Raw genomic sequence first — 21,071 nt, forward strand, 5'->3', positions numbered from 1 at the left:
CGGCTTGGGTTTGTCCCACCGATTGCGGATAAATGATCCCCGTAATCATAGGGCAATGAAGCGCCCAAAGCGCAATAATTCGGGTCAGTTGGTTAACGCTTGCCTAACCGCTGGCGAGTTAGCCAGCCGTCCAGATCTGTGGCTTCTGGGTGTAGGCGATATAAAGAGGATGTTTAGGGTGGCCCGCTTTGCTCAGGCCAAGGTGGAACAGTTGGCTGCCCTGAGTGCGCAACATTGCTTCGATCTGCGGGCCGCGTTGCAGATGTTCCCCGTGGGTCCCCCAGGCGCAAATGGTCTGGTCCGCCCATGCCAACCCCTCGAGGATCGTGTCGTCGTTTTCAGGGCCAATAGGATCAGTCGCAGCGCGCATTTTACGTGGATCGGTGTCACGCCATGCAAAGATATTAGTAACCCGAAACGCGCCATGCCCCAATGCGCGCGCCCTGCGTTCACAGCGTTCAACGGTAGGATCATTCTGTACTTCAGTCGCGGTGGACGGGTTGAGCATAACAAAATGAACTGAAGTCCCGGCCTCATCCCAAACCCGGGTCAGGGCGTAACGATATCGTTCGCAATCTGAATAAACTGCGGTTGAAGGCGCGTCGTCTTTAATATGAGTGCGAGTGATCATTGCAGCGTTATGCCCAAGCATCGAAAAATGTGCTAGGGTGAACGCACAGCGAAAGGACATCCTATGCAACTCGGCGCATTTTCGGTTTCACTGTCAGTCAAGGACTTGACCAAATCCATAGCGTTTTACAAAGACCTCGGGTTTTCGCACTTTGGTGGTCTGGTGGAACATAACTTCGCGATTATGAAGAACGGCGATACTTTGATCGGTCTGTTCCAAGGCATGTTCGAGGGTAACATGCTCACGTTTAATCCGGGTTGGGACCAATCTGCGAACGAGGTCGATCCCTTTGAAGATGTGCGCGAGATTAAGGCCAAGGTGAAAGCCGCAGGGCATGACGTTAGTCAAGAAACCGGTGACGATAGCGGCATTGGGTCATTCGTGGTCATCGACCCGGATGGAAACCCGATTCTGATTGATCAGCACCGCTAGCGGACAAACACCCGTGTCGGGTGTAACTCGCCTGATTTGAAAACGCCGACGGCAATAGCCTGCCCGCCGTGGTCGGCCCAGCATTCTTCACCGTATTCCACATCGCCCATGACCATCGCAGGATTGCCATTGCGCAGCTTGGTGATGCTGGATTCGGGGCAATGAACGCGGGGCAGGTCATCGAGGCCCGCTTCGAGCGGCAAGATCAAATGATCGAGCCCATCGGTCTTTGCGTGTTCGTCCAACTGTTCAAGGCTAACACCATCTTTGGCTTCAAAAGGGCCTGACCAGATACGACGCAATTCGCGAACGTGACCGTGGCAACCTAAAGCCTCACCAAGGTCGCGGGCGATCGAACGGACGTACCCGCCCTTACCGCAGGTCATCTCTAGAGTGACGTGATCTTGGTCGGGCCGGTCAATCAACAACAATTCTTCGACCCACAGAGGGCGTGCCGCAATTTCAAATTCTTCGCCATCGCGCGCCCGTTTATAGGCGCGTTCACCATCGATCTTAACGGCGGAAAAGGCGGGTGGTATTTGCATGATGTCACCGACGAATTGCCCAAGCGCTGCTTTGATATCGTCATCGGAGGGTCGATCGGCGCTTTCTGCGGTAACTTCGCCTTCGGCGTCATCTGTATTGGTCTTTTGACCTAGGCGTACCGTAAAAGTATAGGCCTTCAATGCGTCGGTAATCCAAGGAACGGTCTTCGTAGCCTCGCCCAAGGCCACGGCCAAAACGCCGGTTGCTTCGGGATCAAGTGTGCCGGCATGGCCCGCCTTTTTGGCATCCAGTGCCCAGCGCACCTTATTCACCACGGATGTCGAGGTGATCCCCGCAGGTTTGTCCACCACTAGCCACCCATGCAGGTCGCGTCCTTTGCGTTTGCGTGCCATGTGGCCTCCGATTTTATGTCAGGCGGGCGGGGTAGTCTGCCTACTGATCGGCGTCAACCACGCCAATGATTGGACCAAGCTGCCAACCGAAGTCGGACCGGTTCAGCTGGGGGGCATGAAGTCGGCTGACTTTGCCATCAAAATAAAGCGCATTAGGCACTCCGATGTGGTCACGAAACAAGGTAGCGAAATCGTGGAAGTTCACGGGCTCGTTGGAAATCGCAAAATAGGCACGCTGCCCATCGGCCGGAGTGCCGACTCCGTTGCGAATGAATTTAGACGTTCCATTAGGGATGAATCGTGGGTGCAGTTCCCCATCAATGACCAACATCGGGCCAGATTGGGTCGCGTCTGCACAAAGTGGGGTCTGCTCTAGGAATTTGAGCGTTTCGAAAACCTCAAATGTTTCGCCGCTGCAGAATACTCCATTGGGCAGTAGACCAAAATTCCCCGGACCTTCGCGGGACATGACGGATCTTTGCTCGATAAAGTCTTCAACATAGTGACCCACGGGTGAGCGATCGTCGTGATACATTCCCGCGTTCATCGCGAACGACAGAGACAAGCCATGATAGTTTTCAACGGCGCGAAAACTGCCAAGGACGTTGCCATCATCATCCCCCAAGAAAAGTTGTAAGTCTTCATCAACTCCGACATCGCAGATGGTATAGGACGCGCCCAAGTGCTGGACGTCCTTACAGGTCACTGCCGCTGCAGGGGACGCCAGCAAGCATAGACCCACGAGCCAACGCATTATTCGTCCTCGTCGGAATCTGTTGCGGCAACGTCCTTTGCGACACGATCTTCGGCGAACATCGCACGGGTTGCGTCCATCCGGTCATACATATCGTCGATGCGGAACCGCAGATCAGGGGTCGCCTTAAGCTTCATCCCCTTTGAGATGAGATGCCGTAGCTCGCCTTTGTTGCGCGCCAATGCTGCAATCGCCACATCTGCATCTTTGCCGCCCAAGGGCAGCACGAAACAGGTCGCGATTGACAGATCGGGTGTCATGCGGACTTCGCCGACGGTAATCGACATGCGTTGCAGGTCGGGGTCATGGACCTCACCGCGCTGCAAAATTTCGGACATTGATCGACGGATTACTTCACCTACGCGCAATTGGCGTTGTGATGGGCCGTCCTTGCCTTGAAAACTGTTCTTTGCCATGCAGCTCATGTAAGGGGTGCGAAGCGGCTTGCCAAGCGCACTGGCGCCAATGTGACGAAAGGAAACGACATGACTGATTTGCCCGGGATCGTAATCACTGGATGCTCTGGTCGTATGGGGCAGATGCTGACCAACGCTGTTTTGGCATCGGACGCCTGCAAATTGGTTGGCGTTCTAGAACGGACCGGTCACGATTGGGTCGGTCAGGACGTGGGCGCTGCGATGGGTGGCGCGAATGTTGGCGTGAACGTAACTGATGATGCTGTTGCTGTATTTGCCAAGGCGCAAGCGGTGATTGATTTTACCGCTCCAGAAGCGACAGTCGGCTTCGCAGAACTTGCCGCGCAAGCCCGCGCTGTGCATGTCATCGGTACAACTGGACTTACGGAAGACGACCTCGCGCATTTGGACGCTGCTTCACATCATGCGGTGATTGTTCGGGCGGGGAATATGTCGCTTGGTGTAAATCTGTTGATGCAACTTACAAAGAAAGTCGCTGCCGCCTTGGATGAAGATTTCGACATCGAGATCATTGAGGCCCACCATCACCACAAAGTAGACGCGCCGTCTGGAACTGCCTTGATGCTGGGTGAAGCGGCTGCCGAAGGTCGCGGCGTTGATCTTAAGGACGTGAGCGATTCAGGTCGAGATGGCATTACGGGTGCGCGTACACGTGGCGATATCGGCTTTAGTGCCATTCGTGGTGGTGACATCGTCGGAGAACACGATGTGCTGTTTGCAGCTTACGGTGAGCGGATCAAACTAAGCCATATCGCTACAGATCGGGCGATCTTTGCACGTGGTGCGTTGAAGGCAGCCCTTTGGGGGCAATCCCAAAAGCCGGGGTCTTATGACATGATAGATGTTCTGGGTCTGAAAGACGGCTGATTTTCTACATGCTGAGAATCAAAAGTCGACGGCGATGCCTTTTCTTTCCCAATCTCCGAAACGTACGGGCTCTGGGCCATCACGGCCACCTAGTTCTGCGGGCATCTCAGCGGCTTTCGCCTTTTTGCGGCGCTCGTCAGCTTCGGCCAAAGCGCGCTGGGCGGCTGGGGTGAGATCCTTGTCAGTATCATCCATTTTGGTGTCCTTGCGTGGGGCCTAGTCCTGATATACCTCGCATGGATCAGATTCCAAGGGGTTCCAGATGTCGCAACAACAAGGCTTAGGCCCGCGCAAGGCCGCGCTTTTTCTTCTCGATCAAATCACAACCGAAGGGCGGTTGCTGTCTGAGTTGATCGGTGAGGGTGCATTGCAGCACCTTCCAGCAGAAGATCGCGCCCGCGCGCAACGCCTCGCAACCGAAACCCTGCGCGGAATGGCGCGTGCGGATCGGATGTTGGCCCGGTTCTTGCAAAAGACCCCGCCGACCCAAGTGCGCAACGTGCTGCGTCTGTGCACAGTTGAACTCGCAGGGGGCGAAGCGGCGCATGGTGTTGTGAACGCCGGCGTTGAACTGGTGGCGCGTAACAAACGCACGCAATCCATGAAAGGCTTGGTCAATGCAGTGCTGCGCAAAGTCGCCGCTGAAGGGCCGGAAGGCTGGTCAAAGCTTGCCTTGCCCCGCATGCCAGGTTGGCTGCGCAAACCGCTGAAAAACGCCTACGGCCCCGAAGTTATTGCCGCGATTGAGGCGGTTCAGTTTGCAAGCGCTCCGTTAGACATTACCGTCAAAGGCGATATCGAAGCTGCCAATGAGGTCTTGAAGGGCGAAATTCTGCCAACAGGTTCAATTCGATTGCAAGATGCTGGTCAGGTCTCTGCCTTGCCTGGTTTTGATGCGGGCGATTGGTGGGTGCAGGACGCCGCTGCCGCTATTCCCGTCATGGTGTTGAACCCGCAAAAGGGCGAAAAGATTCTTGATCTTTGCGCGGCGCCGGGTGGCAAAACGATGCAGATTGCGGCCAGCGGAGCAGACGTGACGGCTGTTGATTCGTCGGTTGGCCGGATGATTCGCGTCTCTGAAAACCTCAAACGTACGGGCCTGACAGCAAAGACTGTCACTTCTGATGCGTTTGCCTACAACGAAGACGGGTTCGATGCGATTTTGCTGGATGCTCCATGTTCCGCCACAGGGACAATCCGCCGTCACCCCGATTTGCCATATGCTAAAGACGGTTCTGAATTTGGTGAACTCATTGCCCAGCAGGCTGGCATGATTGACCACGCTTTGTCCCTCCTGAAACCAGGTGGTCGTTTGGTGTTTTGCACCTGTTCCCTGCTCCCTGATGAGGGCGAAGTTCAGGTTGATGATGCCCTTGAGCGCCATGATGGTCTGACTGTCGAAGTCCACGCTCTCGATATCGCTGGAATTGATCCGGCATGGCGTACCTCTGAAGGCGGCTTGCGCCTTCGGCCCGACTATTGGGGCGAAATCGGTGGCATGGACGGCTTTTACATCGCGCAATTGCGCAAACCTGACTAAAAAACCTGTGACTTAAACGGGCGCGAGGCTTATAAGTCTGCCAACGCAAAGATGCTGGAACAGCACGAGCGAGAGGCAGATCTAAAAGTGGTGGATACATCCGACACCTCAACACGGCGCACGCGCCTGATGAACCGGTTGCAAGCGCGGCTGGCAGCACGAACGCGTCCGGCTACCGGTTTTATTTCCAATCCTGAGCCGAAGATGATTGGTCATTTCGCCCGAGGCAGACAGCTTTTGGCGGGTAATTTCCTATTCTCGGGGCATCTGATCGAAGCACCGGGTGTCAGCCTTTGGGAGGCGGCCGCACGCGTTGATACATCGACCAATGCTGCCCATGGGTTTGCTTGGCTAGATGATATGGCCGCAGTTGGTGACAGTAAGGCGCGGGTGGCCGCGCAAGCTTGGTTGCAGGACTGGATTGTCCGTTACGGCGATGGGCGCGGCGCGGGTTGGACTCCAGACATTACTGGTCGTCGGCTGATCCGTTGGATTGCCCATGGGTTTTTCCTACTGAGGGGCGCCGAAAAAGAACAATCAGAGGCTTATTTCAGATCAGCCGCTCAACAGGCTATCTTTCTTTCTCGTCGCTGGAGTGCCGCACGCCCTGGCTTACCGCGTTTTGAGGCGCTGGCGGGGATGATTTACGCAGGTCTGGCATTGCAAGGCATGGAATCGCGTGTGGCTCCAGCGATTGCTGTGCTGACCCGCGACTGCAAAGTGCAGATTGGGCCAGACGGTGGCATCGCAACAAGAAATCCCGAAGAACTTCTTGAGGTTCTCACGCTGCTGACTTGGGTAGAAACCGCCTTGCGCAATGCAGACCGCGAAGTCCCGGAGGCCCTAACATCGGCGATGCATCGGATTGCTCCTACATTGCGGGCGTTGCGCCATTCGGATGGTGGGTTGGCGCGATTTCATGGGGGTGGACGCGGGCTTGATGGATGGCTCGATCAAGCCTTGGCCGCTGTCGGCACGTTAGAACAGCCGGATCAATCCCTTCATATGGGCTACGGGCGGCTTACAGCGGGGCGCACGTCGCTTATCGTTGATGCGGATATTCCACCTTCTGGTGCGGCGTCCGCTGAGGCCCATGCGTCCACTCTTGCGATGGAAGTAACCTCAGGACGGCGGCCGTTGATCGTCAATTGCGGGCCCGGCGCAAGCTTTGGCCCAGAATGGCGCCGTGCTGGCCGAGCAACGCCAAGCCACTCTACATTGACGATTGAAGGCCTTTCGTCGTCCCGTATCAAGGTCGAGAAAAGCGGCGCGGAGCTTCTGTCGGATCGGCCCAAGGATGTCCAATCAGAGCTCAGTGAGCTTGGCGACGGTATGCGGTTGGCCACGGCCCATGACGGTTATCGGCGTACTCATGGTTTGACCCACGTACGAACGCTTGATCTTACATCGGACGGGCGCGCTATCGCTGGCGAAGACTTGCTGACGATTCTGGATTCGAAAGACGAACCGATTTTCGATAGGGCGCTGGATGCCGAAAAGCTGCAAGGCATTCCTTGGTCTGTGCGGTTCCATTTACATCCTGAAGTGGATGCTGTGATTGATTTGGGCGGGGCGGCCGTTTCGCTTACCCAGAAATCCGGTGAAATTTGGGTGTTTCGCCATGATGGGGTGGGGGATTTGCGCCTAGAACCGTCAGTTTATCTAGAAAATGGCCGATTGCGGCCCCGTGCCACGCAACAGGTGGTTTTAACTGGCAACACTTTGGCCTATTCGACGCGCATCCGTTGGTCTTTGTCCAAAGCGCAAGAAACGCCCACCGCGTTGCGTGATGTCGCTAGCCTTAACGGATCAGAAACTTGATACCGCCTGAGGGGGCCCACATGACCGACCTGCAACCAATTCGCCGCGCTTTGCTTTCCGTATCCGACAAGGCCGGATTGATTGACCTTGGAAAGGCGCTATCCGCGCGTGGGGTTGAATTGCTCTCGACTGGCGGATCAGCAAAGACATTGCGCGACGCCGGTCTGGACGTGCGCGATGTGGCTGATGTTACGGGCTACCCTGAGATGATGGATGGTCGCGTGAAAACACTGCACCCAGCGGTGCACGGCGGCTTGCTGGCGCTTCGAAATAATGATGCCCACGTTGCTGCGATGGACGAACACAACATCGGCGCGATCGATTTGCTGGTTGTGAACCTTTATCCGTTCGAAGCTGCTTTGGCGCGTGGTGCCGAGTATGATGAGATGATCGAGAACATCGACATTGGCGGCCCTGCGATGATCCGTGCAGCGGCGAAGAACCATGCTTTCGTAAACGTTGTTGTTGATGTCGAAGACTACGATGCATTGTTGGCTGAACTGGACGCTAATGACGGCGCGACGACATTCGCGTTCCGTCAGACCCTTGCACAAACAGCCTATGCCCGCACTGGTGCCTATGATGCAGCTGTTAGCACGTGGATGGCAGGCGCTATCGGCAATGCTGCACCGCGTCGCAAAGCCGTTGCCGGCACGCTCGCGCAGACGTTGCGCTATGGTGAAAACCCGCACCAAGCAGCAGCATTCTACACTGACGGTTCCGACCGTCCCGGCGTTGCGACGGCTCAGCAGCATCAGGGCAAAGAACTGTCCTACAACAACATCAACGACACAGACGCTGCATTTGAATTGGTCAGTGAATTTGCGGCCAAAGACGGTCCAGCGGTTGCGATCATCAAACATGCGAACCCGTGCGGCGTTGCCCGCGGAGCGACATTGGCCGAAGCTTACCAAAAGGCCTTTGAATGCGATCAAACCTCAGCATTCGGTGGTATCATCGCGTTGAACGGTGAACTCGACGCTGAAACGGCTCAGGCGATTACAGGTATCTTTACCGAGGTCGTTATCGCGCCGTCTGCAACGGACGAGGCGAAGGGACTGTTCGCAGCCAAAAAGAACCTGCGTTTGCTGACGACAGGTGGTTTGGCTGACCCGATGGCGGTTTCTGAAACCATTCGACAGGTGTCCGGTGGATACCTTATGCAGAACAAAGACAACGGCCATATCGCTGCGTCCGACCTTAAAGTCGTGACGAAGGTCCAGCCTTCAAATGCACAGATCGCCGACATGTTGTTTGCGTGGACTGTTGCCAAACACGTTAAATCCAACGCCATCGTTTACGCAAAAGACGGTCAGACAGTTGGTGTGGGCGCGGGGCAGATGTCTCGATTGGACTCAGCGCTGATTGCGGCGACCAAATCCCAACGTATGGCGGATGCGCTTGGCTTGCCGGCTTCGCTGGCCAAAGGGGCGGCGGTTGCCTCTGATGCGTTCTTCCCGTTTGCCGATGGGCTTCTTGAAGCTGCTGCAGCGGGTGCGTCTTGTGTAATTCAGCCTGGTGGTTCCATGCGTGATGACGAAGTTATCGCCGCTGCAGATGAGGCGGGCCTTGCTATGGTCTTCACCGGCATGCGCCACTTTAAGCACTGACAATAAAGAAGGCTCACACAGATGCGGCTGACCTACTGGACTGGATTTTGGATTTTCCTGATTGATCAGGTCACTAAGTACATTGTGCTCTATGTGGTCGATCTGGAAAGCCAGCCGAACCAAACCTTAGACGTTTTTGCGCCTCTTTTGACGCTCCGCATGGCATGGAATCGGGGTGTAAACTTTGGTTTGTTCGCAGATTTCGACATGCGTTGGGTGTTGATCGGCGTAGCGACGGCCATTTCGATCTTTGTATTGTGGTGGATTCGTAAGGAACCACGCAGTCGGTGGGGTTATATCAGCGCAGGACTGCTTGTCGGCGGTGCTTTGGGGAATATCATAGACCGCGTTCTACATGGTGCTGTGGCAGATTTCCTGAACATGTCGTGTTGCGGCATCAATAATCCGTTCGCCTTTAACGTCGCAGATGTGGCGATTTTTGCTGGCGCGATCGGACTGGTGTTGTTTACAGATAATGACAGCGAGAAGAAGACCACGTGACGATCTCCAAACTATCGGCTAAAACGCTTATGGAACGACAGGGACGGGCGAGATGTTACGACTGACACTTTGTATGACGCTGGTGCTGACACTGACTGCTTGTGCAGGCGGTGATCGTGGATTACGCGATTTGCGCTCTTCCAGTGGTGGGCCGGATGAATTTCGCGTTCAACCGTCAGGTCCGCTGACTTTGCCGAGCGACCTAAGCGTTCTTCCGACGCCTACTCCAGGTGGCACTAACATTGCCGACCCCATGCCAAATGCGGATGCGGTGGCTGTTTTGGGTGGTAACCCCAACGCGCTTGTTGCCGCGGGCGTGCCGACCCGTGACGGGGCGTTGATTACCGCCGCCAGCCGAAATGGTGTGGATCCGGCAATTCGCCAGACTTTGGCCGCTGAGGACGAGGCCTTTCGCACGCGGCAATCCCGTTTCGGGTTGTTCCGTGCCCGTGACAGTTATTTCCAAGCCTACGCGCGCCAAGCTCTCGATGCTTATGCTGAGTTGCAACGGTTCCGGAATGCTGGTGTCGCGACACCTTCTGCGCCCCCACAGTAACACCCGGTTTTCACAAACGCGTTTGTGCCCTTGCAGGTGGCGCGTTGTGGCATAGGTTCTGCTTAGACATTAGCGGAGTATTTTCATGCGTCTACTAGCAGCGGCCCTTGCCCTTTGCGCGAGCTCATCCCTCGCAGAAGAGGTTACCACCTATCAGCTCGACAATGGCATGGACGTGGTTGTGATCGAAGATCACCGTGCGCCTGTCGTAGTCCATATGCTCTGGTATCGCGCAGGATCTGCGGATGAGCCTGTCGGGTCATCTGGTGTCGCCCACTATCTAGAACACCTGCTTTTCAAAGCTACTGAAACAGTTGAAAGCGGCGAGTTCCAGCGCGTTGTTGCGGCAAACGGTGGTTCGGACAATGCTTTCACTAGCTATGACTATACGGGATATTTTCAGCGGGTCGCAGCAGATCGTTTGCCGTTAATGATGCAATACGAAGCCGACCGGATGAACAACCTTGTCCTTACCGAAGAGGACATTCGCACTGAACTTGGCGTTATCCTCGAAGAACGCAACCAGCGCACAGAGAATTCGCCGAACGCACTGGCGCGTGAACAGATGCGTGCAGCGCAATTCCTTAATCATCGTTACGGCGTGCCGATTATTGGCTGGAAACACGAGATGGAAGAACTGGATATGCAAGATGCGCTGTCCTTTTATGACATCTACTACTCCCCCAATAACGCGATCCTTGTTGTGGCTGGCGACGTTGAACCAGACGAGGTTCTGGCCTTGGCAGAAGAATACTATGGTCCACTTCCCGCGGAGCCCAATCTGCCAGAGCGTTTTCGCACTCAGGAACCACCACAAATCGCAGAACGCCGTCTTATCTTTGAAGATCCGCGCGTTGCGCAGCCATACATCAGTCGCAGTTACATAGCGCCAGAAAGGGATGAAGGTGCGCAAGAAGAAGCTGCCGCACTGACCTACTTGGCGGATCTTTTGGGTGGTTCTCCGTTTACGTCTGCGCTTGGCATCGCTTTGCAATTTGAAACCAACACAGCTGTGTATGCAGGGGCCTATTACGATGGTTTGAATCTTGATGATGGTACGTTCGGACTCACGGTCGTACCTGCCGAAGGCGTTTCGCTGCAAGACGCAGAAGACGCAATGGACGCCGCCATAGCGGCTTTCCTCGAAGAAGGCATCGACCCCGCCCGCATGGAAGCTTTGCGCACTCAGCTTAAGGCGAGTGAAATTTATGCTCGCGACAATGTGGGCGGTATCGCTCGTCGTTACGGCGCTGCATTGACGTCCGGACTGACAGTGGATGACGTTCAGGCTTGGCCCGACATCTTGCAAGCGGTCACCGCTGAGGATGTCCTTGCGGCGGCTGAACGCGTCCTCGATCGAGACCAATCTGTTACAGGCTGGGTCATTCCAAGCCGGGAGGTTCTACAATGATCCGTTACGTTATCGCCTTTGCTTTGTCGCTGACGGCTGTGTCCGCTCAAGCCGAAATTGATATTCAAGAAATTACATCTCCGAGTGGAATTGACGCGTGGCTGGTAGAAGAGGATTCCATTCCCTTTGTCGCGATCGAGATCATCTTTGACGGCGGTGCGTCGCTGGACGACCCTGAGAAGCGGGGTGCTACCAATTTGATGATGGCATTGCTTGAAGAGGGTTCCGGTGAGTTGGACGCACGCGGTTTCCAAGAAGCCCGTGAGGCGCTTGCGGCATCTTATGACTTCAGCGCCTATGACGATTCCGTTTCGGTTTCCGCCGTGTTCCTGACAGAAAACCGCGACGAAGTTGTAGCGCTTTTGCGCGATGCGCTGGTTGACCCACGTTTCGATGATGACGCCATCGAACGGGTCCGTGCGCAAGTGCAATCGATGCTGCGTTCGGACGCGCAAGACCCCAATAGCATTGCAGGCGCGACCTTTGATGCTGCGGCCTTTGGCGATCACCCATATGGCTCGTCGCTCGATGGGACCGCCGAAACTGTCGCCGCGATTACACGCGATGATTTGATTGCGGCGCATACCAATGCTCTTGTCCAAGGGCGTGTTTACGTTGGCGCTGCGGGTGATATCTCCGCTGAAGAACTGGGTGTTTTGATTGATGACTTGATCGGCGACTTGCCGATGGAGGGCCCTGAGTTGCCGGACCGTGTTGAATTTGGCCTTGAGGGGGGCACAACGGTTGTTCCCTACGATACGCCACAGTCCGTTGCGCTGTTCGGCCATGAGGGCATCGAACGGGATGACGAGGATTTCTTTGCTGCTTATCTGTTAAACGAAATACTGGGCGGCAGCGGGCTAGAAAGCCGTTTAATGCACGAAGTCCGAGAGAAACGCGGGCTGACCTACGGCGTCTATTCCTACCTTGTCACCAAAGACCTTTCTACGATGTATCTGGGGCAAGTCGCATCCGGTAATGGGACCATCGCTGAAGCGATCGAGGTTGTTCGCGCCGAGTGGGCCAAAATGGCGAGCGAAGGTGTGACAGCCGAAGAACTGGATGCTGCCAAGACTTACCTCACGGGGGCCTACCCGTTACGGTTTGATGGCAATGCTGAAATCGCAGGGATTTTGGTGGGTATGCAGGCCCAAGACCTGCCTACTGAATACATCGCTGGGCGCAATGATTTGGTTAACGCTGTGACCTTGGAAGAGGTTAACGAAATGGCTGCTGAACTGCTGGACCCAGACGGTCTGCATTTCGTCGTCGTTGGCCAACCCGAGGGTCTAGAATAACACAAAAGCCCTGTCAGAATCGGGCAACGCCATGCTATCTGTAGCGGTATGGCTGCCCCTGACCCCAACATAAGCGAAACGCGCCCTGTAATCAGGCAACTGGACGACGCTGCGATCAACCGGATCGCAGCTGGTGAGGTTGTGGAACGCCCCGCATCTGCGGTGAAAGAACTTGTTGAGAATGCCTTGGACGCCAAGGCGACACGTGTCGAAGTATCTATCGCTGACGGTGGCAAAACCCTGATCCGTGTTACCGACAATGGTGTCGGAATGTCAGCTGAAGATTTGCCTTTAGCCCTGTCACGCCACGCGACGTCTAAGATTGACGGTACCGACCTTCTCAATATCCATAGTTTTGGGTTCCGAGGGGAGGCTTTGCCGTCTCTTGGTGCGGTTGGTCGTCTGACAATCCGAAGCCGCACGTCGGGTAGTGAGGGTGCAGAGATTTCTGTGTCCGGCGGCACTCAAGAGCCAGTCCGCCCAGCCGCTTTGACTGCGGGCACAGTCGTGGAATTGCGTGATCTGTTTTACGCGACACCAGCCCGTCTAAAGTTCCTGCGCACGGATCGTTCCGAGATGCAGGCGATCAGCGATGTGATAAAACGGCTCGCCATGGCGGAACCTTTTGTGACGTTCATTCTCACCGATGTATCTGGTGGCAAGTCCCGCGTGACGTTTCGGGCAGATGCCGAAACTGGCGATATGTTTGCAGGCCTACATGCGCGATTGGCTTGTGTCCTAGGTCGTGACTTTGCTGACAATGCGCTGGCGATTGATGCCAAACGAGAAGAGGTCCATTTGACGGGTTATGCCGCCTTGCCGACCTATTCGCGTGGGTCGTCGGTTCAACAGTTCTTGTTCGTGAATGGCCGCCCAGTGCGAGACAAGGTGCTCATGGGTGCGTTGCGTGGCGCATATATGGATACATTGAGCCGTGATCGGCATCCCGCCGCCTGTTTGTTTATTGACCTTGATCCGACCCGCGTCGACGTAAACGTTCACCCTGCCAAGTCCGAGGTGCGGTTCCGCGACCCCGGTGTGGTGCGCGGCCTTATCGTTAGTGCCATACGCCATGCCTTGGCTGAAGCAGGACATCGTGCATCTACGACCGTGGCCGACGCGACCTTGGGTGCGATGCAACCCGAGCGCCCGGCCTCTGAAAGTGGTGCGCGGGTGTACCAGATGGATCGACCGTCTGGCGGGGCAGGGCCCGCGTATCGCCCAGACCCACAGCCTAGCGGGTTTGCTGATTTTGGCGCTGATTTGTCCGGCCGTGTTGATGTGGTGGAAACCGAAAGCGTTGAAGTAGAAGAAGACCATCCCCTTGGGGCAGCTCGTGCGCAAGTTCATGAGAACTACATAATTGCCCAAACTGAAACAGGCATTGTTATTGTGGACGGTCACGCAGCGCACGAACGGCTGGTCTACGAAAAACTGAAAACTCAGATGGCGGAAAATGGTGTGGCAGCCCAAGCGCTGCTGATCCCCGAGATTATCGAAATGTCAGACGGGGATGCCGCCCAGTTGCTGGCGCACGCCGCCGACCTGTCCAAATTCGGCCTGACGATCGAACCCTTCGGGGCTGGTGCCATTGCCGTGCGTGAAACCCCAGCACTTTTAGGCGAAGTACACGCCGAAGCCATGTTGCGCGATATTCTGGATGAGCTTGATGATCAGGGCTCATCGACCCTCGTGCAAGAAAAGCTCGAAGCGATTCTCAGTCGGGTGGCTTGTCACGGCTCGATCCGTACGGGGCGACGGATGCGCGGCGAAGAAATGAATGCGCTTTTGCGAGAGATGGAACAAACCCCTCGATCAGGGCAATGTAACCACGGGCGCCCAACATATGTTGAATTGAAGCTAAGCGACATTGAGCGGCTGTTTGGTCGAACATAAGGGCACTCAGCTATTGAGAAGCATGAGGTCGGGCGATACCGTGCAACAAAAGATGGGGATAAGTAATGCGTATAGCTCTGGTATTGGCTGCTTTGGTCGCACAAGCGGGATGTAGCACGGCGGATTTTGCTGCGATGCGTTCAAATGTCGAAAATCTGGACCTTTTGGATGAGACACGACGCGATATCGATGTTGCGTACCGCGACTTGCCGTTTGACACTGGAACAGTCTATGTCGTGGCCGATGAGCACGGCGATTTGCATACCTATTCTCTGACACCGTGCCAAAACGGAACCCACATTTGTGGCGGAACAGGCCGTGCTGGGCATTTGCAAAGGACAGAAGATTATTTTGTGGTGACGGGCGCCTATCGCGACCGGACATTTTATTTGTCGCCTGGTGGCGACGGTTATTTGACTTGGCGAGGAGTGAATCGTGATCTTGCGTGGAATTAAGAGTACAGCCCTTGTGGCATTGTTGGGGGCTGTGTTGTCCGGCTGTCTGGCGGAATTGCCGGGCGGTGAAACCGGCCCATTTGCGCCTGGGAACACGCTGACGTTCTACTACCAATCCGTTCTGACAGATCCGCCAGATCAAGCGCAAATCGTTTCTTGCGGTAACGATTTCTTCCAGAAAACGTGCGTGCGGATGTCTAACGGTGCGACTTTTCCGATCGAAAGCACGGAAACTGGCGTTAGCTTTGGCAATGAGACAACCCGTTTGATTTTGCAGCTGGACGAAGGCGGTGTTCCGTCAGGTATTGGCCAGTTGAGTGATCTTGCGACGGGCGATACCACTGGGATGCGTTGGGTTTCCTTGCCGTCTTAGTGTCGATTGCAGACCACGCTCGCCTTTGTTCTAAATCAAAGCGTTTTATGGTATAATGTCTCAATCTGTTCTCGAAAGAGGAGATTGAGACATGCTGAAAATCAACACAGACAAAATCGCCGAGATCATAATCCTCGCACGGGACATGTCCCGCGGGGAGCGCGAATTTAACGCGTTCGTGTCCGGACTAGATGAAGAAGAACAGGCCAGTCTTGTGGCTGTGATGTGGATCGGGCGTGGGAGTTTCGATGCGTTAGAATACGCAGAAGCCTACCGCACCGCGATTACCGAAGCTTCTACTCCAACTGAAGACTACCTCAAAGGATCGCCGCATTTGGCTGATCACCTTGAAAATGGTTTGGACGCTTTGGGGATATCTGCAACCGCTGAAGAAGATGACCTTTACTAGACGTGCTGTTTGAACGTCGCTGCCGCGCGGTCCCAAACACCAGTTGAATCGGTATCCAACGCTAGAAGGTGCGGCAAGAGTTGGTTTGCAAAATCATCCGTACTTTCCGAAGGAAGAAGCGACGGTAGGTTATCAATCGCCATAACATCCAACGGCGGGTCCTGATGGGCCCGTACGGTTGGCACGGCCCAACTTGTCGCGCGGTCATAGACCTTGATTGGGGAAAATTCGCTTTCGGGGTCACAGGCGATATCGCCGATGACCGACAGTTTGCGTGGCATTTGCCCTGCGTCGGCTTGCACGAAAACAGGCGCGCCATCATGGGCCAAAATACAATTCAGCAGAATGTCGAAGCCGAGGATTTCAGGGAAAGGGCCACCGTGTGCGGTTTCGACCATGTCCCAACCCGTTGGCGTGATCCCAACAGCGCGGCAAAGGTCGCTCGCCCCCGTTCCAACGCGGCCTAATGCACCGATGATGAGGGCGCTTGGTGTGTTTGTCACGGATGCCTTGGCGGTTTCAGCAAGGGCGGTCGCTGACGTAAAAGCGTCCACTGAGGCCATGACCTCACCGCGTTGTTGCGCGCCCAATGCCATCACGGACAAGGCGGCCCCAGCGTATCCTGCCCAGTAGCCAAATGCGGCAATGCGGAGGCCGGTTTCATCTACTAGGTACTCCAAGTCTAACAGCGTGCCACCGTTTGCCTTGAAACGGTCTAACAACATCCGACCTGAGGCTTGGCCTTTGTAGGCATGTCCGAACATGATGTGGCGATGCCGAAGAGGCGCTCCGTCTTCGGGAAGTTCTTTGAGCCCAAGGATGATCGCGTCGTTTGGGGCGTCCACCCATGATCCGGCTGCGGCGGCTTCACAGCCGACGTCAAAATAGGCGCTGTCGGGGATACAGCGGTGTGGGGCGGTTTCCACGACCACACGCCATCCCTTTGCAATCATCTGCAGTGCCCCTTCTGGTGTCAGCGGCGCGCGGGCTTCGTTGGCTCGCGATTCGTGGCGCATCCATATCAGCATGATTAATTCTCCGGATGCGCAGAGGCGTATTCCGCTCGTAGTTCTTCGAGCCGCACAAGCGCTTCTTTGCGGGTGTTGCGGATGTTTGGGCGTGTTGCCTTGGCTTCGTACCGAAGGCGTTTGTCGGCCTCGGTTTCTGACCCGAGCGCATAGCGCACCGAGCCCATAGAATAGGTCTTGTTGAATTCCTCGGAGCGTACCGAAAATTGCACCCAAGCTGGTGATTGAATGCGCGTGCCTTCGTAGTTAAACAACATCCACCATTTTTGGCGCGACGCGCGGATCGCTTCTTCTGCCCAATTGTGGACGTCGTTGACGTCACGAGAATGTTCAAAGCTCATGCCGGATAGATCGATGTCCAGAATGCCGGTTTCTTTGTCAAACTTCAGGCGGCGCATGAATTCGTTTTTCTCGAAACTGGGGTGATGCGCCAAACGTTCGCGTCGTTTGGAGGGCAGGGACTTGAGGTGCTCAAGAGCCTCCTCGCGCGATCCAAACAGGTTCGGATTCTCGCGTTCGGTGCCTTTGGCCCGTTCGATCTGTTTTACTGTAATCGGGTCAGCATCATAGCGCACGGTTTTCATGCCGTGGCCTTCGTTCAGATCCAGCCCGCGACGGGTAAAGGCAAACCAAGCGTCGCCATCAACGCGGTAGTCTTGGGTGTTCACCATAAAGAACCACTGCCCCTCGCCGGTTTCCACAATACGGGTTTCTATGTAGTCGTAAAATGCGTTCACATCGGCGCTGGTATGAAAATACAGCCCTGTGAACACGATTTCGATGATTTGGGGCCCTTCTAGAACGGTAATCCGAGGGTCCAAAGCTGTGGGTGAGAAATCATCAGAATAGGGCATAGTAACAACCGATTGCTTGTGTATTTCTAAGAGATGACGAAGATCAGGCAAAACCGCAATACCGCTAATGGTCGCGCTTTGCTCGAGTTTTTCGCTTGGGGGCAGTCTGGTTAACGAATGAAAGAAGTCTTGTGAGATGAAGCACTCGGACCCTTTGCGTCGGTCGGATGTGCAGGTAATACCCCACGCAAAACGCGACAAAATCCAAAGTGCTATTGAATAGCGCGCCCGCGGCCGCGACATTCGGATCAACACATTTGAAAGGACGCTGCATGCGCCAACTACTTTTAACCACCGCCTTCCTGATGCCCATGCCCCTTTGGGCGCAGGATGCCGCCTTGGTTCTTGGGACCGAACGCTACGAGCAACTTGATCGGGTCAATCGTGCAGACGATGTGCTGGAGGCGACGGGCGGGCTCGATAGTCTTGGGTTTGATGTTTTCAGCCGCGCCAATCCACGAGTTGAAGCCGCCAATGATCTGGCCGCAGCCTTTCAAGGTGCCGTGAATGATGCAGATCGTCTTGTTGTTGTGCTGACGGGGCATTTTGTGACTGATGGTGCGCGGACTTGGTTGCTTACAGCCGAGGCGGATGCGCCAGATTTGTTTAGCGTTCAGAATGCCGCGCTGTCTGTGGACAGCCTGCTGCCGCTCTTGGCGCAACGCCAAGGCAAGGCGGTGATCTTGCTGGGCGCTGCGGATGAGGACGACCTTGATCTGGATGACAGCGGGCTGCGTGCAGGTATCGGTGAAATTGATTTGCCGCAGGGTGTGACTTTGATCCGGACGACGCCGTCTATGGCGAACACGGTGCTTGAGGGACCACTAAGCGAGCCCGAGGCTACATTGGGGGTTCAACTCTCGCTTAATCCTTCGCTATCGATTTCGGGCTACATGCCTCGTGATTGGGTTTTGATGCCAAGCGAGGTTATCGTGGATCAGCCGGTAGCAAACATAGGGCCGAGCGAGGATGATCTAAATGCCGAAGCCGCCTTATGGGACAGTACGACGGCCGCCGATAGTGCAGACGCCTACCGCGCGTACGTTAATCGCTACCCAAACGGCCGGTTTGTCGATGATGCCGAGGCCCAGATCGCTGCGATATTGGCTGAACCAAACCGTGCCGCACGCTTGGCCGAAGATGAGTTGGACCTAACTCGTGATCAACGTCGTGCGGTGCAGTCTAATCTTACTTTGCTAAACTTCGACACCCGTGGCGTTGATGGCATCTTTGGACCTGGGTCGCGTGGTGCGATTACCAATTGGCAGCAGTCTAACGGTTATCCACAGACATCCTATTTGACCGTTGATCAGATCGATTTGATGGAGGCACAAACCGCCCGTCGCCAAGCCGAGATAGAGGCCGAAGAGGCCCGCGAACTGGCCCGCGCCGAGGCCCGTGATCGTGCCTATTGGACAGAAACCGGAGGGGTCGGTGATGAGCCCGGTTATCGCGCTTATCTAGCGCGTTACCCTGATGGGTTGTTCGCCAATATCGCCACTGCGCGTCTTGCGACCATCGAAGACCAGCGCCGCACCGCCGCTGAGACCGCAGATCGCGCCGCGTGGGCGATCGCGGGTTCCGATGACACTCTCGCATCTTATCAAGAATACTTGGCGGCCTACCCATCAGGCGTGTTTGCCGCACAAGCCCGAGAACGTATCGACGCATTGAATACGCCGAACATCAGTGACGCACAGGTGGCGCAAGCACAAGCCGAGGAACGCGCGCTGCGCCTGTCTGGGGTGCGCGCCCAACTCTTGGAATTGCGCCTTCGGGAATTGGGTCATGATCCCGGTCGTTTGGATGGGGTGATAGATAACAGCACCCGCAATGCCATTGTTGCTTACCAAGAAGCGCAAGACATTCTCGCCACTGGCTACGTGGATCGTGCAACTGCTGTCGGTTTGATGACGGGCACGGTCAGGATCGGTCGGTAATGCCTCAAGGTTAACAAAAAAGCCCTCCCTAACATGGTGTTGAGGGAGGGCCATGTATTCGTTGCTTTTGGGCTGATTTACGGTTGCGCCGGAACGTAGCGTTCAAACAGCATACGGATCATGCCGGTTGTTCCGTTGTCCAATTGTTTAACAGCAACCGCATAGGTTCCCGGCTGCACGCGAACTGTTAGTAGTGAATCAAGTGAACCACCGTTGTCATCATTGTAACCGACCTGACGACCGAGATCATCGTACATGATCAGTACTGGGTCACCCTGACCTTGTGCAATCGCTTCGACCAACACCAACCCGCCCTCGTTGATATCAAACGAGAACCATGTCGCATCGCCGCCGACATTTGCGTCTTGGCGAAGGCGCGTCTGCAGTTCACCCAATCCGGTGACAGGATAGGATCCATCCAGCGGCGGGCTTGCGTCGCCGCGGGCATAGAGCCCCACCTGAACCTCCAACGCGTCATATTCCTTCGCGACCACTGTGATTGGCACATTTTCATCACCGTACAGATTGACCGCGACACAATAAGTGCCTGCCTCAAGTGGTGTGGACACATCGATACGGCTGTTCAATCCGTCGAAGTCATCGTTCTCGGCAATCCAGTTCCCGCTTGCATCATAAAGCGACAAGATCGGATCAGCGGTTTCATTTTCAGCCGTCAGCGAAATAGCCATCGGAGTATCGAGCTGGAGGCTATACATGTTCTGGGCGGACCACGCATTCGCGATGGGTTCGCCAAGGGTCAGAGGCACCGCTGCGCTAAGATCGCAAGTGCCTGTGTTGTAGTTTTCACCACCATCAGACGGGGTCCCGAAACCGGGTGTCAGAGCTTCTTGGTCGACACGTGCCGCGCGAACAAATCCGGTCAATGGAGTGCCGTCAAAGCTGCGCATTGAGGCGCAATAGGTGCCGGCAGTGAGGTATACTTCTGTGCGGCTGGCGCCTTCTCCGCCGCTGTCATCATCGGATGCGACGATGTCGCCTGCGGCGTTGCGTACGTCCAAAACCGTGTCACCACCGCCATTGCCCTGCGCTTCGATCCGGTAATCGCCATCTTGGGATACCGTGAACAAGCCAACGTATTCATTTCGCATCAAAACTAGTGCCATCTGTTCCACAAAGGACGGGGATACCGAAATATCTGACGAGGCCTCATCGCCACCCAGCCATTGACCGGATGACCCTGCGCCACCACAAAGGTTCGCATCTTGTGCCGCTGCTGGAAGTGCAGCGAGCGCAAAGAGGCCCGCCGTCAATGTCGTCGAGAAAGACCGGATCATAACAATACCTTTCATATGAATTGCTTGACGGCAGCGTAAGCAGACGACGTCGGCGTGGCTAGAG

At 55.5% G+C, this 21,071-nt stretch carries 22 protein-coding genes; 14 read left to right on the forward strand and 8 right to left on the reverse strand.

What is annotated here, in order from left to right:
• Nucleotides 1-118: 118 nt before the first annotated feature.
• Entirely contained in the window at nt 119-631 is a 513-nt protein-coding gene (locus L0666_RS14880) for a DUF1643 domain-containing protein (protein ID WP_235262157.1), read from the reverse strand.
• Nucleotides 632-694: 63 nt separating this feature from the next.
• Between L0666_RS14880 and L0666_RS14885 the strand changes: the two genes are divergently transcribed.
• Complete coding sequence (locus L0666_RS14885) at nt 695-1,063, forward strand: VOC family protein (RefSeq protein WP_235262158.1); 369 nt, start codon at nt 695-697, stop codon at nt 1,061-1,063.
• Here L0666_RS14885 and truB read toward each other — a convergent pair.
• The 3 genes from truB to rbfA are packed head-to-tail and all read right to left on the reverse strand — an operon-like array spanning nt 1,060 to nt 3,132.
• On the reverse strand, nt 1,060-1,962 hold the full coding sequence (gene truB, locus L0666_RS14890; RefSeq protein ID WP_235262159.1) for a tRNA pseudouridine(55) synthase TruB: 903 nt from the start codon (nt 1,960-1,962) through the stop codon (nt 1,060-1,062). The genes L0666_RS14885 and truB overlap by 4 nt on opposite strands.
• Before the next feature lie 40 nt (nt 1,963-2,002).
• Nucleotides 2,003-2,716: a phosphodiester glycosidase family protein gene (locus L0666_RS14895; RefSeq protein WP_235262160.1), complete on the reverse strand. Its 714-nt coding sequence runs from the start codon at nt 2,714-2,716 to the stop codon at nt 2,003-2,005.
• Nucleotides 2,716-3,132 (reverse strand): 30S ribosome-binding factor RbfA, encoded by a 417-nt coding sequence (gene rbfA / locus L0666_RS14900; protein WP_216035705.1) that lies wholly within the window; start codon nt 3,130-3,132, stop codon nt 2,716-2,718. The genes L0666_RS14895 and rbfA overlap by 1 nt, the downstream gene beginning before the upstream one ends.
• Nucleotides 3,133-3,201: 69 nt before the next feature.
• On the opposite strand from rbfA, the gene dapB reads away from it, so the two are divergent.
• Entirely contained in the window at nt 3,202-4,020 is an 819-nt protein-coding gene (gene dapB, locus L0666_RS14905) for a 4-hydroxy-tetrahydrodipicolinate reductase (RefSeq protein WP_235262161.1), read from the forward strand.
• 18 nt (nt 4,021-4,038) lie between these two features.
• Here the strand turns inward: dapB and L0666_RS14910 are convergent, their stop codons facing one another.
• On the reverse strand, nt 4,039-4,215 hold the full coding sequence (locus L0666_RS14910) for a DUF1674 domain-containing protein (protein ID WP_235262162.1): 177 nt from the start codon (nt 4,213-4,215) through the stop codon (nt 4,039-4,041).
• 67 nt (nt 4,216-4,282) lie between these two features.
• Here L0666_RS14910 and L0666_RS14915 point away from each other — a divergent pair, with 67 nt between their 5' ends.
• The 11 genes from L0666_RS14915 (at nt 4,283) to L0666_RS14965 (ending at nt 15,890) form a co-directional block, all read left to right on the forward strand.
• Complete coding sequence (locus tag L0666_RS14915) at nt 4,283-5,560, forward strand: RsmB/NOP family class I SAM-dependent RNA methyltransferase (protein WP_235262163.1); 1,278 nt, start codon at nt 4,283-4,285, stop codon at nt 5,558-5,560.
• A 51-nt stretch (nt 5,561-5,611) separates the two neighbouring features.
• Entirely contained in the window at nt 5,612-7,381 is a 1,770-nt protein-coding gene (locus L0666_RS14920) for a heparinase II/III family protein (protein ID WP_418887993.1), read from the forward strand.
• Nucleotides 7,382-7,401: 20 nt separating this feature from the next.
• A complete protein-coding gene (gene purH, locus L0666_RS14925) occupies nt 7,402-8,991 on the forward strand; it encodes a bifunctional phosphoribosylaminoimidazolecarboxamide formyltransferase/IMP cyclohydrolase (RefSeq protein WP_235262164.1) in 1,590 nt (529 codons plus the stop codon).
• A 21-nt stretch (nt 8,992-9,012) separates the two neighbouring features.
• Nucleotides 9,013-9,492, forward strand: a complete 480-nt coding sequence (gene lspA, locus L0666_RS14930; protein WP_235262165.1) for a signal peptidase II — start codon at nt 9,013-9,015, stop codon at nt 9,490-9,492.
• A gap of 52 nt (nt 9,493-9,544) precedes the next feature.
• A complete protein-coding gene (locus L0666_RS14935) occupies nt 9,545-10,048 on the forward strand; it encodes a DUF3035 domain-containing protein (RefSeq protein ID WP_235262166.1) in 504 nt (167 codons plus the stop codon).
• An 85-nt stretch (nt 10,049-10,133) separates the two neighbouring features.
• Entirely contained in the window at nt 10,134-11,459 is a 1,326-nt protein-coding gene (locus L0666_RS14940) for a M16 family metallopeptidase (protein ID WP_235262167.1), read from the forward strand.
• Nucleotides 11,456-12,757 carry a M16 family metallopeptidase gene (locus L0666_RS14945; RefSeq protein ID WP_235262168.1) on the forward strand — a complete coding sequence of 434 codons (1,302 nt, stop codon included), beginning with the start codon at nt 11,456-11,458 and terminating at the stop codon, nt 12,755-12,757. The genes L0666_RS14940 and L0666_RS14945 overlap by 4 nt, the downstream gene beginning before the upstream one ends.
• Before the next feature lie 48 nt (nt 12,758-12,805).
• Nucleotides 12,806-14,653 carry a DNA mismatch repair endonuclease MutL gene (gene mutL / locus L0666_RS14950; protein ID WP_235262169.1) on the forward strand — a complete coding sequence of 616 codons (1,848 nt, stop codon included), beginning with the start codon at nt 12,806-12,808 and terminating at the stop codon, nt 14,651-14,653.
• 65 nt (nt 14,654-14,718) lie between these two features.
• Nucleotides 14,719-15,108 (forward strand): hypothetical protein, encoded by a 390-nt coding sequence (locus L0666_RS14955; RefSeq protein WP_235262170.1) that lies wholly within the window; start codon nt 14,719-14,721, stop codon nt 15,106-15,108.
• Nucleotides 15,089-15,481, forward strand: coding sequence for a hypothetical protein (locus L0666_RS14960; protein WP_235262171.1), 393 nt, complete (start codon nt 15,089-15,091; stop codon nt 15,479-15,481). The genes L0666_RS14955 and L0666_RS14960 overlap by 20 nt, the downstream gene beginning before the upstream one ends.
• A 91-nt stretch (nt 15,482-15,572) precedes the next feature.
• Nucleotides 15,573-15,890 (forward strand): DUF3775 domain-containing protein, encoded by a 318-nt coding sequence (locus L0666_RS14965; RefSeq protein WP_235262172.1) that lies wholly within the window; start codon nt 15,573-15,575, stop codon nt 15,888-15,890.
• Here L0666_RS14965 and L0666_RS14970 read toward each other — a convergent pair.
• Nucleotides 15,887-16,918, reverse strand: coding sequence for a saccharopine dehydrogenase (locus L0666_RS14970; RefSeq protein WP_235262173.1), 1,032 nt, complete (start codon nt 16,916-16,918; stop codon nt 15,887-15,889). The genes L0666_RS14965 and L0666_RS14970 overlap by 4 nt on opposite strands.
• Before the next feature lie 2 nt (nt 16,919-16,920).
• Nucleotides 16,921-17,772 (reverse strand): hypothetical protein, encoded by an 852-nt coding sequence (locus L0666_RS14975; RefSeq protein ID WP_235262174.1) that lies wholly within the window; start codon nt 17,770-17,772, stop codon nt 16,921-16,923.
• A 272-nt stretch (nt 17,773-18,044) separates the two neighbouring features.
• Between L0666_RS14975 and L0666_RS14980 the strand changes: the two genes are divergently transcribed.
• Nucleotides 18,045-19,712, forward strand: a complete 1,668-nt coding sequence (locus L0666_RS14980) for a peptidoglycan-binding domain-containing protein (protein WP_235262175.1) — start codon at nt 18,045-18,047, stop codon at nt 19,710-19,712.
• Nucleotides 19,713-19,789: 77 nt separating this feature from the next.
• Here the strand turns inward: L0666_RS14980 and L0666_RS14985 are convergent, their stop codons facing one another.
• Nucleotides 19,790-21,022 carry a DVUA0089 family protein gene (locus L0666_RS14985; protein ID WP_235262176.1) on the reverse strand — a complete coding sequence of 411 codons (1,233 nt, stop codon included), beginning with the start codon at nt 21,020-21,022 and terminating at the stop codon, nt 19,790-19,792.
• Between the last annotated feature and the right edge of the window lie 49 nt (nt 21,023-21,071).

The sequence above is a fragment of the Octadecabacter algicola genome, assembly GCF_021532625.1.
Taxonomy (GTDB): Bacteria; Pseudomonadota; Alphaproteobacteria; order Rhodobacterales; family Rhodobacteraceae; genus Octadecabacter; species Octadecabacter algicola.